Origin of the sequence: Pantoea sp. UBA5035 (genome assembly GCF_002415245.1) — a bacterium.
GTDB classification, from domain to species: Bacteria; Pseudomonadota; Gammaproteobacteria; order Enterobacterales; family Enterobacteriaceae; genus Pantoea; species Pantoea septica.
Genome location: NZ_DICD01000015.1, coordinates 250,183 through 263,991, shown reverse-complemented (window position 1 = coordinate 263,991; position 13,809 = coordinate 250,183). Strand labels below are relative to the sequence as shown.

The 13,809-nt window shown below is 58.9% G+C and carries 16 protein-coding genes; 2 read left to right on the top strand and 14 right to left on the bottom strand.

What is annotated here, in order from left to right; all coding sequences use genetic code 11:
- Positions 1 to 366 precede the first annotated feature (366 nt).
- Positions 367 to 1,194 (top strand): posphoenolpyruvate synthetase regulatory kinase/phosphorylase PpsR, encoded by an 828-nt coding sequence (ppsR, locus tag B3229_RS12690; protein WP_033747499.1) that lies wholly within the window; start codon positions 367 to 369, stop codon positions 1,192 to 1,194.
- Positions 1,195 to 1,347: 153 nt separating this feature from the next.
- Positions 1,348 to 2,394 (top strand): 3-deoxy-7-phosphoheptulonate synthase, encoded by a 1,047-nt coding sequence (locus B3229_RS12685; RefSeq protein WP_286871215.1) that lies wholly within the window; start codon positions 1,348 to 1,350, stop codon positions 2,392 to 2,394.
- 4 nt (positions 2,395 to 2,398) lie between these two features.
- Here the strand turns inward: B3229_RS12685 and B3229_RS12680 are convergent, their stop codons facing one another.
- The 14 genes from B3229_RS12680 to infC all read right to left on the bottom strand — a co-directional run bounded on the left by B3229_RS12680 (position 2,399) and on the right by infC (position 13,809).
- Positions 2,399 to 3,835, bottom strand: a complete 1,437-nt coding sequence (locus B3229_RS12680) for a protein adenylyltransferase SelO (protein WP_286871213.1) — start codon at positions 3,833 to 3,835, stop codon at positions 2,399 to 2,401.
- Between the two features lie 139 nt (positions 3,836 to 3,974).
- Positions 3,975 to 4,706, bottom strand: coding sequence for an EAL domain-containing protein (locus B3229_RS12675; protein ID WP_048781696.1), 732 nt, complete (start codon positions 4,704 to 4,706; stop codon positions 3,975 to 3,977).
- Between the two features lie 315 nt (positions 4,707 to 5,021).
- Positions 5,022 to 5,483, bottom strand: a complete 462-nt coding sequence (locus tag B3229_RS12670; RefSeq protein WP_033747504.1) for a C40 family peptidase — start codon at positions 5,481 to 5,483, stop codon at positions 5,022 to 5,024.
- Positions 5,484 to 5,554: 71 nt separating this feature from the next.
- The gene (gene btuD / locus B3229_RS12665) at positions 5,555 to 6,295 is read right to left on the bottom strand and encodes a vitamin B12 ABC transporter ATP-binding protein BtuD (RefSeq protein WP_048781676.1); all 741 of its coding nucleotides are present in this window, start codon (positions 6,293 to 6,295) and stop codon (positions 5,555 to 5,557) included.
- Positions 6,296 to 6,841 carry a glutathione peroxidase gene (locus tag B3229_RS12660; protein WP_048781678.1) on the bottom strand — a complete coding sequence of 182 codons (546 nt, stop codon included), beginning with the start codon at positions 6,839 to 6,841 and terminating at the stop codon, positions 6,296 to 6,298.
- A 38-nt stretch (positions 6,842 to 6,879) separates the two neighbouring features.
- Positions 6,880 to 7,863: a vitamin B12 ABC transporter permease BtuC gene (btuC, locus tag B3229_RS12655; protein ID WP_048781680.1), complete on the bottom strand. Its 984-nt coding sequence runs from the start codon at positions 7,861 to 7,863 to the stop codon at positions 6,880 to 6,882.
- Between the two features lie 102 nt (positions 7,864 to 7,965).
- Positions 7,966 to 8,310, bottom strand: coding sequence for a DUF2502 domain-containing protein (locus tag B3229_RS12650; protein ID WP_048781682.1), 345 nt, complete (start codon positions 8,308 to 8,310; stop codon positions 7,966 to 7,968).
- A 205-nt stretch (positions 8,311 to 8,515) separates the two neighbouring features.
- A complete protein-coding gene (gene ihfA, locus B3229_RS12645; RefSeq protein ID WP_033747517.1) occupies positions 8,516 to 8,818 on the bottom strand; it encodes an integration host factor subunit alpha in 303 nt (100 codons plus the stop codon).
- Between the two features lie 4 nt (positions 8,819 to 8,822).
- A complete protein-coding gene (pheT, locus tag B3229_RS12640; protein WP_286871208.1) occupies positions 8,823 to 11,210 on the bottom strand; it encodes a phenylalanine--tRNA ligase subunit beta in 2,388 nt (795 codons plus the stop codon).
- A 14-nt stretch (positions 11,211 to 11,224) separates the two neighbouring features.
- The gene (gene pheS, locus B3229_RS12635; RefSeq protein WP_286871206.1) at positions 11,225 to 12,208 is read right to left on the bottom strand and encodes a phenylalanine--tRNA ligase subunit alpha; all 984 of its coding nucleotides are present in this window, start codon (positions 12,206 to 12,208) and stop codon (positions 11,225 to 11,227) included.
- A 141-nt stretch (positions 12,209 to 12,349) separates the two neighbouring features.
- Complete coding sequence (gene pheM, locus B3229_RS12630) at positions 12,350 to 12,394, bottom strand: pheST operon leader peptide PheM (protein ID WP_001386830.1); 45 nt, start codon at positions 12,392 to 12,394, stop codon at positions 12,350 to 12,352.
- A 120-nt stretch (positions 12,395 to 12,514) separates the two neighbouring features.
- On the bottom strand, positions 12,515 to 12,871 hold the full coding sequence (rplT, locus tag B3229_RS12625; protein ID WP_010616241.1) for a 50S ribosomal protein L20: 357 nt from the start codon (positions 12,869 to 12,871) through the stop codon (positions 12,515 to 12,517).
- Between the two features lie 98 nt (positions 12,872 to 12,969).
- Complete coding sequence (gene rpmI / locus B3229_RS12620; RefSeq protein WP_006118955.1) at positions 12,970 to 13,167, bottom strand: 50S ribosomal protein L35; 198 nt, start codon at positions 13,165 to 13,167, stop codon at positions 12,970 to 12,972.
- A 99-nt stretch (positions 13,168 to 13,266) separates the two neighbouring features.
- Positions 13,267 to 13,809: a translation initiation factor IF-3 gene (infC, locus tag B3229_RS12615; protein WP_048781689.1), complete on the bottom strand. Its 543-nt coding sequence runs from the start codon at positions 13,807 to 13,809 to the stop codon at positions 13,267 to 13,269.

Here is a 13,809-nt window from a genome sequence, read left to right as displayed (position 1 = left end):
GTGTTGAATCGTTAAAGCGCGCAAGATTTAGCACTTTAGGAATTATTCCGATAATTGCGCCACGTTGCGCAAATCCGCTATTTTACGCTAAGGCTATGATGTTGCTTGTTTTCGCTATTTTTCATCAGCTTATCAGCTCTTTTTGTTGCGCAACGACCTGCCGCGTTATTTCCCGGTCGCAGGCAGCAGTGGCGAGCATGGCGAAGTTAAAACGTCATTTCATTATTTAGCGACATCGGTTTTTGCTGCCGCAGGCGAGAAAAAACGAAAAGTTCACAAAATTTAAACATGGATTTTTTATTTTGTTCTGACCGCTAATTAAAGCTGCTAACCTGACGCTATCTCTCTACGCATAAGGTAAAGGCCATGAGCAGCGAAAGAAGCGTTTTTTATATTTCCGACGGCACCGCGATTACCGCAGAGGTGCTGGGCCACGCGGTGCTGTCGCAGTTTCCGGTGGGCTTCAACAGCCTGACGCTCCCTTTTGTCGAGAACGTGCAGCGCGCCCAGGCGGTAAAGGCGCAGATCAACGCGCTCTATCAGAAAAGCGGCGTGCGTCCGCTGGTGTTTTTCTCTATCGTCACGCCGGAAGTCCGCGACATCATTACGCAGAGCGAAGGTTTCTGTCAGGATATCGTGCAGGCGCTGGTGGCGCCGCTGCAGGAGGAGCTGGGCATGGCGCCCGCCCCGGTGGCGCACCGCACCCACGGTCTCGACGCCAGCAACCTCGGCAAGTACGACGCGCGCATCGCCGCGATTGACTACACCCTGGCGCACGACGACGGCATCTCGCTGCGCGGGCTGGAAGATGCGCAGGTGATCCTGCTGGGCGTGTCGCGCTGCGGCAAAACGCCCACCAGCCTCTATCTGGCGATGCAGTTCGGCATCCGCGCCGCCAACTATCCTTTTATCGCCGACGATATGGATAACCTTAAGCTGCCCGCCGCCCTGCGCCCGTTTCAGAACAAGCTGTTTGGCCTGACCATCGATCCCGAGCGGCTTGCCGCCATTCGCCAGGAGCGGGCGGAAAATACCCGCTACGCCTCCATGCGCCAGTGCCGGCTCGAAGTCGGCGAGGTCGAAGCGCTGTTTCGCACCCATCAGATTCGCTACCTCAACAGCACCAACTATTCGGTCGAAGAGATCGCCACCAAAATTCTCGACATCATGGGGCTGACGCGCCGCATGTACTGAGGCACCCGCGACGGCGGTTTTGTAAAGCGCCGCTGCCGTCGCACAAAATATCATTTCAGTTTATAGGCTTGCATTCGCAGGCTAATAATTTATTGTGATCATCATCACTTCCCGGTATGTCACCGCTGCGAAGAAAAAGCTTTCGAGATGCTCATGAACAAAACTGATGAACTGCGTACGGCACGCATCGGCAGCCTGATTACGCCTGCCGCGTTAGCCGCCGAACACCCTCTTTCCGCCGACGTGGCGGATAACGTCACGCGCGCGCGCCAGCGCATCGCCCGCATTCTTACCGGCGACGATCCGCGCCTGCTGGTGATTATCGGCCCCTGCTCGCTGCACGACCCGCGCGCGGCGCTCGACTACGCCCAGCGGCTGAATGCGCTGCGCGAGCGCTACGCCGACCGCCTTGAAATCGTAATGCGCACCTATTTTGAAAAACCGCGCACCGTGGTGGGCTGGAAAGGCTTGATCTCCGATCCCGATCTGGACGGCAGCTTCAACGTCAACCGCGGCATCGGCCTGGCGCGTCAGATCCTGCTCGATATCAATCGTCTGGGTTTACCTACCGCGACGGAATTTCTCGATATGGTCACCGGCCAGTTTATCGCCGATTTAATTAGCTGGGGCGCAATTGGCGCGCGCACCACCGAGAGCCAAATCCACCGCGAGATGGCCTCCGCGCTCTCCTGCCCGGTAGGCTTCAAGAACGGCACCGACGGCAACGTGCGCATTGCGGTGGACGCGATTCGCGCCTCGCGCGCCAGCCATATGTTTTTGTCGCCCGATAAAGATGGCCAGATGACGATTTACCAGACCAGCGGCAATCCGCACGGCCATGTGATCCTGCGCGGCGGCAAAGCGCCTAACTATCACGCCGACGACGTGGCCGCCGCGGCCGCCAGCCTGCGCGAGTTTAGCCTGCCGGAACAGCTGGTGATCGATTTCAGCCACGGCAATTGCCTGAAGCAGCATCGTCGTCAGAAAGAGGTGGCGGCCGAGGTGGCGCAGCAGATCCGCGCCGGTTCGCGCGCGGTCGCGGGCGTAATGATCGAAAGCTTTATCGAAGAGGGAAATCAGAAGGTGGTCGCGGGCGAGCCGCTGGTTTACGGCCAGTCGATTACCGATCCCTGCCTCGGCTGGCAGGACAGCGAAGCGGTGCTGTCGCTGCTGGCCGAGGCGGTAAACAGCCGCTTCTGAGCCGTTAGCTGGAGCAGCTGACCTCCAGCGATTTTCCCCAGTCCGGCGGCCGCTGACGATACTCAGCGGCCGTTTCGTCGCTAAAGGGCTGCTGCAGCGCCTGATGCAGCCGCGCCAGCGCCCCGCTCTCGCCTTTTTCCGCCTCGTCGATCGCCTGCTGCGCCAGATAGTTGCGTAGCACCAGCGCCGGGTTAGCGGCCTTCATCCGCTGCTGTCGCGTCTCATCGTCCCCCCCTTCCTGCAGCAAACGCGCGCGATAGCGCTGATACCAGCGGTCAAAGGCGTCGCGATCCATAAATTCGTCGCGCAGCGGCGAGCGCGCCTCCTGCTGCTGCGTTTCGCTCAGCAGACGGAACGTCAGGGTGTAGTCGCTGCGCTCCTGGGTCATCAGCGACAGCAGTTCCACCAGCAGGTCATTGTCGCCGCCGTCGGCCTGGCTCAAGCCCAGTTTCGCCCGCATACGCTCGCCCCAGACGCGCATCAGCTCCGGCTCATAGTGGCTCAGCGCCTGCTTGAGCTGGTCGACGCTCAGCAGGCCGGAAAGCGCATGCGCCAGGCGGTTAAGGTTCCACAGGCCGATCATCGGCTGGTTTTCGAAGCTGTAGCGCCCCTGATAATCGCTGTGGTTGCAGATAAAGCCGGGCTGGTAGTCGTCCAGGAAACCGTACGGGCCGTAGTCGATGGTTAACCCCAACAGCGACATGTTATCGGTGTTCATCACGCCGTGCGCAAAGCCCACGCTCTGCCACCGGGCGATCAGGCGCGCGGTGCGCTCGACGACGTCGGTAAACCATAAAAGGTATTTATCCGCTTCGTCGACCAGATGCGGCCAGTGGTGGCGCAGCGCATAGTCCGCCAGCTGTTCGACTTTTTCCTGCTGCTGGCTGTAAAAGAAGTGTTCGAAATGACCGAAGCGCAGATGGCTTTCCGCAATGCGCATCAGTGTCGCGCCGCGCTCGGGCGATTCGCGATAGACCGGCTCGTCGCTGATGGCGATAGCGAGCGCGCGCGTGGTGGGAATGCCCAGATGGTGCAGCGCTTCCGAGGCGAGAAATTCGCGCACCGTGGAGCGAATCACCGCGCGCCCGTCGCCCATGCGCGAATAAGGGGTCAGCCCTGCGCCCTTCAGGTGCCAGTCGACCTTGCCGCCCGCGTCAAGGCGCTGCTCGCCCAGCAGAATGCCGCGCCCGTCGCCAAGCTGACCGGCCCAGACGCCGAACTGATGGCCGCTGTAAACCTGCGCCAACGGTTGCATGCCCGGCAGCAGCGCGGCGCCGTGCCAGACGCCATGGCCTTCGCCGGCGAAAAGCGCCGCATCGACGCCCAGCGTCTGCGCCAGCGGCGCATTGTGGTAAAACAGGCGTCCGCCCTTGAGCGGCGTCGGCGCCTGAGCGGTATAGAAACCCGGCAGCTCGCGCTGCCAGCTGTTATCAAACAACATAGACTCTCCCGAGCGGCAGCCCGGCGAAACCAGAGCCGCCGTCGCTGTGAATAACCGGATATCGGGCCGTCCCGCCGCAGACGCGGCCGCGCGAGACACCGCAAGTATAGTGGTGAGGAATCAAATACAACAGGCGAGCTTAGTCAGGGACGCGGCATTCTCTGGCAATCAGCCGCGACAGCGACTCAGCCTTCACCGGCGGGAAAAGCGCGCCCTGCAGCACCGCCTGCTGCAGCGTGGCGGTTTTATCGAGCAGCGCGCTGTCATCAATGCCGCAAATAATCATCAGCTGCGTATGGCTGCGAAAGTTATCGACGATGCTCTGAATAAAGGGCTGGAATGAGGCGCGTTTCGCCAGCGACTGAATAAATTGTTTATCCAGTTTGATGCAGTCGAACAGATTATCGTAGACCGCGCGCGTCGAGGATTTACCCGCGCCGAAATGGGATAATGATAAACGGAACTGTTGTTTTAGTGCAGAAATAAGAGGGTCATTAATTCCGTTTAAAAGCTGCGGAAACGTTTCGCTGAGGTCGAGTAATAAAAAAGGAAGCTGTTTAATTTTACGTATCAGCAATTCACTCGCCAGCAGCGTGCGCGCCAGATTTTCATCAATACGCATTAATGCCAGGACATGATTTTTATCAAAGAAGTCGCGGTATTGTTCCAGCAAGCCGATCTGTCGCTGCAGCAGGCGCAGCCTTTGCGTCTCATCAAGCTGCGGCAACAGCAAGTCCTGCGGCAAGGTGACAGGCGCAGTATCATGGACGAACTGGCTAACCAACTCGACGGCCGCCAGCTGCCCGTTAATTGTGCAGGCAGGATAAAACCAAATTTCCGACTGATAGTCGGCAGATAAATGAACTTTCATTTTTACAGCCAGATAAAGTGGCGACTGGCGCATCGTATATCATCGAAATCGGGCAGGCAATAGTACCAAACGCGGGAAGAGATGGACATCTTTGCCGTTAAATTTCGCTTTGCCCGCTGCGCCAGATCCCTAAGCCAAATAACGGTAGCGTATAATACCCTTTACCAGAAAATTAACTCTCCGCCCTATTGATATAATTATTTCCCGGCAGCGTAAAGTGCCATTTTAAATAAGAGTTATAAAATCCCCCATTTGTTGCTGCTATTTCCGCTGCTATTCCGACGCGCGCCGCTGGGGGAGGATTATTAATTTGCCTTAAATACGCCGCGCCTGCCAGAAAGCTTTGCGCCAGTAGACGTTGTCGAGCGAAGAGCGAATCACGCCCTGACTGGTAGAGGCGTGAATAAAGGCGTTGTCGCTGTCGTAGATGCCGACGTGCAGGCCGTTTTCGCCGCGGCCGGTTTTAAAAAAGACCAGATCGCCCGGCTGCAGCTCATCCTTGCTGATGCGCGTACCGATATCGCTCTGCGCCCGCGTGCTGCGCGGCAGCTGCAGATCGAACCTGTCGCGCATGGTGAGATAGACAAATCCCGAACAGTCGACGCCGCCGCGGCTCATGCCGCCGTAGCGATAAGGGGTGCCGCGCCACTGCCCCAGCTGCTCATTGAGCTGCGCCACCACCATAATGGAATCCGACAGTCGGCCGTTCACCGGCGGCGCGCGGTGGCCGCTGCATCCCGCCAGTATCAGCACCAGTAAAATCACGCCCATCCGCATTCGCGCGCATCTCCTTTAATCGCAACGGCCTCACTCTAGCGTCAGGCGCGCAGCCTGGCAAGACGCGACGTTCAGGGTTGTATCGTCAACAGCGGCTGACCGTCCAGCTCCAGCTGGCGGAACGGAATCGCGTAGAGGTCGCTGAGGCGCTCGGGCGTGAGGATCGATGCGGCCGCGCCCTGCGCCACTACACGCCCCTGCGCCATCAGCCAGACGCTGTCGGCATGGCGCAGCGTATGGTTAAGATCGTGGCTGCTGGCGATGACGCAGACGCCAGCGCGCCGCAGCCCGACGATCAGGTTATGCACGGCATTTTGCTGGGCGATATCCAGCCCGGTCATCGGTTCGTCCAGCAGCAGCACTCGGCCCTGCGGATTGAGGGCGGGATCGATCTGGGCGAACGCCGCCGCCAGTCTGACGCGCTGCCACTCGCCGCCCGACAGCTGCGTCAGCGGCCGCGCCAGCTTGTCCTGCAGCCGCAGCGTCTCCAGCAGCTCGCTCAGCGTCCCGTCCGCCCGCGCGTCGCTCAGGTGCAGACGCAGATAGTGGTAGACCGGCATAAAACCGGGCGCTATCTGCTGCGGCAGCCATGCGCGCACTCGCGCCAGCGCCGCGCCGCGCCATTCGCGCAGCGGGCGCTGCAGCAGTTGAATTTCCCCTTCACCCGCCAGCATTCCCGCCATCAGCGCCAGCAGGCTGCTTTTGCCCGCGCCGTTAGGCCCGACCAGGTGCAGCAGCGTGCCGGCGCCCACTTCGGCGGAAAAAGGCGCCAGCCGTCCAGGAACGGCGGCGTCCTTGAGGCTCAGAACCATTTACTGCGCCAGCGCCTGCTGAATGCTCTGCTGGATAATGGCGTCGTCCGGCGTCATATCCGGCGAGAAACGCTGCGCAACGTTGCCCTCGCGGTCAATCAGGAACTTTTCAAAATTCCACAGGATATCGCCAGGCGCTTTCGGCGCGCGGCCTTTGCTCGCCATGCGCTCGTAGAAGCCGCTGCCTTCCGGACGCACCGCCTCCGGCTGCGCCGCTACCAGCTGCGTGTAGAGCGGATGGCGCGCCGGGCCGTTGACGTCGCCTTTGGCCAGCATGGGAAAGGTGACGCCGTAGGTGGTGCTGCAGAAGGTTTTGATCTCGTCGTTGCTGCCCGGCTCCTGCTCGAGGAACTGATTGCAGGGAAAACCGAGCACGCTAAAGCCCTGCGCTTCATACTGCTGCTGCAGCGCCTCCAGCTGCTCGTACTGCGGCGTAAGGCCGCATTTCGACGCCACGTTAACCACCAGCAGCACTTTGCCCTGCCACTGCTCCAGCGTGGTTTTTTCGCCGTCGATGGTGGTTACTTCTGTTTGATAAAGGCTCATAAACGTCTCCTGTAGAGGATGCAGAAAGCCAGCCGAAGCTAGCGCGAAGATTTGACTAATAGCGCGATAAACAGCGGCGCGCCGAGCGTGGCGGTCACCACGCCGATCGGCAGCTCTGCCGAGGTCAGCGCCAGGCGCGCGATAATATCGGCGGCGAGCAGCACGCCCGCGCCCGCCAGCGCCGAAGTCGGCAGCAGATAGCGGTGATCGCTGATGCCGCTGAGCCGCAGCAGATGCGGGATCACCAGGCCGACAAAACCGATCGCGCCCGCCATAGCAACGCTGACGCCCACCAGCCAGCCCATCGCCAGCACCAGCGCATTACGCCAGAAAAAAAGCGGCAGGCCCAGCTGCTGCGCCGAGGTTTCGCCGAGCGCCAGCAGATTAAGCACCCGCGCGGTGGCAATCAGCCCAGCGGTAACCGGCAGCAGCGCCAGCATCATCCAGCCGTAGCGCCAGTCGATGCCGCTGAAGCCGCCCATCATCCAGTACATCAGCTGGCGCAGGTCGAGGCTGGTGCTGAAGTAGACCGCCCAGGTCATGATGGCGCTGCAGATAATGCCCAGCGCCACGCCGGTCAGCAGCAGCCGCGTGACGGAGAGCTGCCGGTGCGCGAAATGCAGCAGGATTAGCGTGATGAGCAACGCGCCCGCCATCGCCGCCAGGCTCAGGCTCCAGAGGGAACCGCTGCCGAACAGCACGCCCAGCACCAGGCCGATGCCGGCGCCGTTAGAGACGCCGAGCAGGCCTGGCTCCGCGAGCGGGTTGGTAAACAGCGCCTGCATCACCACGCCGCACACCGCCAGCGCCGCGCCGACCAGCACGACCGCCAGGGTGCGCGGCAGGCGCAGCTGCCAGACGAACAGCCGGCCACTGTCGCTCAGCCACTGCGCTGGCGCGATCCAGCTATCGCCCGCGCACAGGCTGAGCACCATTAACGCCAGCAGAAGAAGACACAGCGCCGTGAGCGCGCGACGGCTGCGGCGATCCGCCTGATAAGCAAGCTGATCCAGCAGGGACATAGTTGGGGATTCGTTGAGAAAACAGAGATTTGATTGTAGAGAGATTGGCGGAAAAAGAAAGGCTGGCGTAGGCGGCGCCGTTGGGCGCCGCCTTGAGGGTTATTAGCCGTGCTCCGGGCGCGGCGGCAGCGGCTCGCCGTGGGGCTGACGGTCGCTGTGCGACGGATTATCGCGGTTCGCTACCGGCCTGCCGCGATCGGGCCGCTGCGCCTGCCAGCCGTTGCCGTTCCAGTAGCCGTGCGGCCCTTTCAGCCCGACGTTGCGGCCGTGGTGCGACTGCCACCATTTTGACGAGCGCCAGTCGTAGCCGTCCCAGTAGTAGCCGCGATGGTCGCGATCGCCGATATGGGCGCTGACGCGCGGCGGATTATCATGGTGCGGCGCACTGGCGCTCGCCAGCAGCGGCATCCCCATCAGGAGGCTTAAAAGCAGTGCAGTTTTTTTCATCAGGACGATCTCTTGTTGTCTCTCGCCGCAGTTATAGCAAAAGCGCCTCGCGCGTCACTATCGGCGCAGGCGGATTTTCAGCTTATTTCCCTTATGCTTACAGAATGCTGACAGTATGAAGAGATGCGGCAGAAAAGAGGAGAACGCGCGCGGCATGGAAATGAAAAAGGCCGCGTAAGCGGCCTTTTTAGAACACTGAAATCGGTCAGTCGTTATCTTTCGGGGAAGCGTTTTCGACGCGGCTTTTCAGCTTCTGACCCGGGCGGAACGTTACCACGCGGCGCGCGGTAATTGGAATATCTTCCCCCGTTTTTGGATTCCTGCCTGGACGCTGATTTTTATCGCGCAGGTCGAAATTACCAAACCCAGACAGTTTTACCTGTTCACCATTCTCCAGAGCGCGGCGAACCTCTTCAAAAAACAGCTCCACCAGCTCTTTTGCGTCGCGTTTGCTCAGCCCAAGCTTCTCAAACAGGTACTCTGACATTTCAGCTTTTGTAAGCGCCATAGGTTCAATCCCTCAAGGTTGCCTGGAATCGCTCTTTTAATGCCGCAACGCATTTGCCAACGGTCGCGGCAATCTCCTCTTCTTCGAGTGTCCGGCTGGTATCCTGCAAAATCAGGCTGATGGCGAGGCTCTTGAAACCCTCTTCAACACCCTTACCGCGGTACACGTCAAACAAGTTTACGCCAACTACCTGATTTACGCCAACTTTCTTACACTCGGCGATGATATCTGCTGCGGGGACGTTTTCAGCCACAACCACAGCGATATCGCGACGGTTCGCCGGGAAGCGTGAAATCTCGCGCGCTTCAGGCAGGACGCGGTCTGCGACCTTATTCCAAAGCAGTTCAAAGACTAAGGTGCGGCCGTTGAGATCCAGCTTACGTTCCAGCTCAGGATGAACCACCCCGATAAATCCGATTCGTTCTTCATGCAAATAAATCGCCGCGCTTTGCCCCGGATGCAGCGCCGGATTGGCTTCCGCGCGGAAGCGAATGTCGTCCAGCTTGCCGGTTAAATCGAGCAGCGATTCTAAATCGCCTTTCAAATCATAGAAGTCAACCGCCTGACGCGCCAGATCCCAGTGCTCTTCATTGCGATTGCCGCTCAGCACACCCGCCAGCATAAGATCCTGACGGATACCTAAATTCGCCTGGGTATCAGGCACAAAGCGCAAACCGCTCTCAAACAGGCGCACGCGACCCTGCTGGCGGTTCTGGTTGTAGACCACGGCGCTCAGCAGGCCGGTCCAGAGCGACAGGCGCATCGCCGACATATCGCTGGAAATAGGGCTTGGCAGAATCAGCGCCTCTTCGCCCGGATGCAGCAGCTGCTGAATTTTCGGGTCGACGAAGCTGTAGGTGATCGCTTCCTGATAGCCTTTATCCACCAGCAGAGTTTTCACGCGCTTCAGCGAGAGATCCGCCTCGCGATGCTGGGTCATCACCAGCCCCGCCTGCACCGGCACGTCCGGGATATTGTTATAGCCGTAGATGCGAGCGACTTCTTCAATCAGATCTTCTTCAATCGCCATGTCGAAGCGCCAGCTTGGCGCGACCGCTTTCCACTCGCCCTGGCCTGACGTCACCTCGCAGCCGAGGCGCGTCAGGATGTCGGTCACCTGCTCGTCGGCGACAGCGTGGCCAATCAGGCGGTCCAGCTTCTCGCGGCGCAGCGTAATGGTGGCGCGCGGCGGCAGCGCCGCGTCGTGCGTCTGGTCGATAACCGGGCCGGCCTGGCCGCCGCAGATATCCAGCAGCAGCTGAGTCGCGCGCTCGATAGCCTTGTGCTGTAGCGCCGGATCGACGCCGCGCTCGTAGCGGTGCGAGGCGTCGGTGTGCAGGCCGTGACGGCGCGCGCGACCGGTAATCGCCAGCGGATCGAACCAGGCGCATTCAAACAGAATATTCTGCGTCTCTTCATTGACGCCGGAATGCTCGCCGCCGAAGATGCCGCCCATCGCCAGCGCTTTATGGTGATCGGCGATCACCAGCGTGTCGCTGTTCAGCTTCGCTTCGCTGCCGTCGAGCAGCGTCAGGGTTTCGCCCTCTTCCGCCATGCGCACCACGATGCCGCCGTCGATGCGGTCAAGATCGAAAGCGTGCATCGGCTGGCCCAGCTCAAGCAGCACGTAGTTGGTGATATCCACCACCGGATCGATAGAGCGAATGCCGCAGCGGCGCAGCTTTTCACGCATCCAGAGCGGGGTGGCGGCTTTAACGTTGATGCCTTTCACCACGCGGCCAAGGTAGCGTGGGCAGGCGTCAGTAGCGTCGACGCGGATCGGGAAAGTATCGGAGATCGCGGCGGCCACCGGCTCAATTGCCGGCGCGGTGAGTGGCAGACCGTTCAGCACCGCCACGTCGCGCGCAATGCCGATCATGCCGAGGCAGTCGGCGCGGTTCGGCGTAACGCTGATCTCAATGGTGTTGTCGTCGAGCTTCAGATAGTCGCGGATATCCGTGCCGATGGGCGCATCGCCCGGCAGTTCGATAATGCCGTTGTGATCGTCGGAAATGCCCAGCTCGGAGAAGGAGCAGAGCATGCCTTCAGACGGCTCGCCGCGCAGCTTCGCCGCTTTAATTTTAAAATCGCCCGGCAGTACGGCGCCCACGGTAGCAACCGCTACCTTCAGGCCCTGACGGCAGTTCGGCGCGCCGCAGACGATATCCAGTAGCCGATCGCCGCCGACGTTGACCTTAGTGACGCGCAGCTTGTCGGCGTTCGGGTGCTGGCCGCACTCGACGACTTCGCCGACCACTACGCCGTGAAACGCGCCGGCAACCGGCTCCACGCCGTCCACTTCCAGACCGGCCATGGTGATCTGTTCAGAAAGGGCAGCGCTGTCCAGAGCCGGGTTTACCCATTCACGTAACCAGAGTTCACTGAATTTCATTGGATAACCTGCCCTTATTTAAATTGTTTGAGGAAACGTAAGTCATTTTCGAAGAAGGCGCGCAAGTCGGTAACGCCGTAGCGCAGCATGGTGAGACGCTCCATGCCCATGCCGAAGGCGAAGCCGGAGTAGATTTCCGGATCGATGCCGACGTTGCGTAATACGTTCGGATGCACCATGCCGCAGCCCAGCACTTCCAGCCATTTGCCGTTTTTGCCCATGACGTCAACTTCCGCCGAAGGTTCGGTAAACGGGAAATAGGAAGGACGGAAACGGATCTGCAAATCTTCCTCAAAGAAGTTGCGCAGGAAGTCGTGCAGCGTGCCTTTCAGATTGGTGAAGCTGATGTTCTTGTCGACGATCAGCCCTTCCATCTGGTGGAACATCGGGGTATGCGTCTGGTCGTAGTCGTTGCGATAGACGCGGCCCGGCGCGATGATGCGAATCGGCGGCTGCTGGTTTTTCATGGTGCGGATCTGCACGCCGGAGGTCTGGGTGCGCAGCAGGCGCGTGGCGTCGAACCAGAAGGTGTCGTGATCGGCGCGCGCCGGGTGGTGGCCCGGGATATTCAGCGCGTCGAAGTTATGGTAGTCATCCTCGATTTCCGGGCCGGTCACCACCGCGAAACCCAGCTCGCCGAAGAAGGTTTCGATGCGATCGATGGTGCGCGTGACCGGATGCAGACCGCCGTTTTCCGTGCGGCGTCCCGGCAGCGAGACGTCGATGGTCTCGGCGGCCAGACGGGCGTTGAGCGCGGCGGACTCCAGCGTCTCTTTGCGCGCGTTCAGGCGCTCTTGCACCTGCTGCTTGGCGTCGTTGATCACCGCGCCCGCAGCCGGACGCTCTTCCGGCGACAGCTCGCGCAGCGTGGTCATCAGCTGCGTCAGGTGGCCTTTTTTACCGGTATATTCGACGCGCACCGCGTCAAGGGTGGCGATATCCGTCGCCTCGTCGATAGCGGCTGTGGCGCGGGCCACCAGTTCTGCGAGTTGGGACATGGTTTCCTCTTCTTCCAGGCGGGCTGGTCAGTTCTCGTTGGGACGTTGCCGTCATGCTTCGCCAGAAACACGAAAGCCTCCACGAGGGAGGCTTTCGGCGCGATTTTTCGTTTCTTTTCTATGCGCAAAAGCCCCTGAGTGTCAGGTGCTAAAGTAAAAAAAGAAACGGAAAATAGCAGCATTCATGCTTGCGTTACCTTGCTGTGACTCTGAGGGCACTATTGAAAAGCCCTGCGGTGAAAATGTCAATCTTTTGCTTGAGTTACAGGCAATAAAAAAGGGAGCAAGCTCCCTTTTTCATCTGACTTACGCCAGAGCTGATTTTGCTTTTTCGACCAGTGCGGTAAACGCCACTTTGTCGAATACAGCGATGTCAGCCAGGATTTTACGGTCAATTTCAATGGACGCTTTTTTCAGGCCATTGATGAAACGGCTGTAAGAAATGCCGTTCTGACGCGCTGCAGCGTTGATACGCGCAATCCACAGTTGACGGAACTGACGCTTACGTTGACGACGGTCACGGTAAGCATACTGACCAGCTTTGATAACAGCCTGGAAGGCAACGCGGTATACACGTGAACGTGCACCGTAGTAGCCTTTAGCTTGTTTTAAGATTTTCTTGTGACGTGCGCGAGCAATTACACCACGTTTAACGCGAGCCATGTGAGCTCTCCTGTATCAATATTCTGTGATGCCTTTATCCCCTGCCGGCCAGCGGCCGTTGTACAGAGTCGTCGAGGCAGATTTATAAAAAAGTTAACTTATGCGTACGGCAGGCAGGCAACAACCAGACCCAGATCGCCTTTAGACACCATACCTTTCGGGCGCAGGTGACGTTTACGCTTAGTTGATTTTTTAGTCAGAATATGACGCAGGTTTGCGTGCTTACGCTTGAAGCCGCCAGAAGCGGTCTTCTTGAAGCGCTTAGCGGCGCCACGTACAGTTTTAATCTTTGGCATTTTAAAAATATCCACTTCGCATTGTTAATAAAACGAATCAGACAGGCGAACAAAGAGCCGCACAGCGCGAACGCTGCGCGGTCGTTGTTACTTGAAAGCCTACTGTTTCTTCTTGGGAGCGAGCACCATAATCATCTGACGGCCTTCGATCTTCGATGGGAAGGATTCGACTACTGCCAGATCAACCAGATCTTCTTTGACGCGGTTAAGCACTTCAATACCGATCTGTTGGTGCGCCATCTCACGACCGCGGAAACGCAGCGTGATTTTGGCTTTATCGCCTTCTTCCAGAAAACGAATCAGGCTGCGGAGTTTTACCTGATAGTCGCCTTCATCTGTGCCAGGACGGAATTTGATTTCCTTAACCTGGATAACTTTTTGCTTCTTCTTCTGTTCCTTAGAAGATTTGCTTTTTTCATAAAGGAACTTGCCGTAATCCATAATACGGCACACCGGCGGTTCGGCGTTGGGGCTGATTTCTACTAAATCAACACCCGCTTCTTCAGCTTTTTCAATAGCTTCGCGAAGGCTGACAATACCAATCTGTTCGCCATCCACGCCAGTTAAGCGTACTTCAGTGGCACGGATTTCACCGTTGATTCGATTCGGACGCGTCGGTTGTACTCGTTTTCCGCCTTTAAT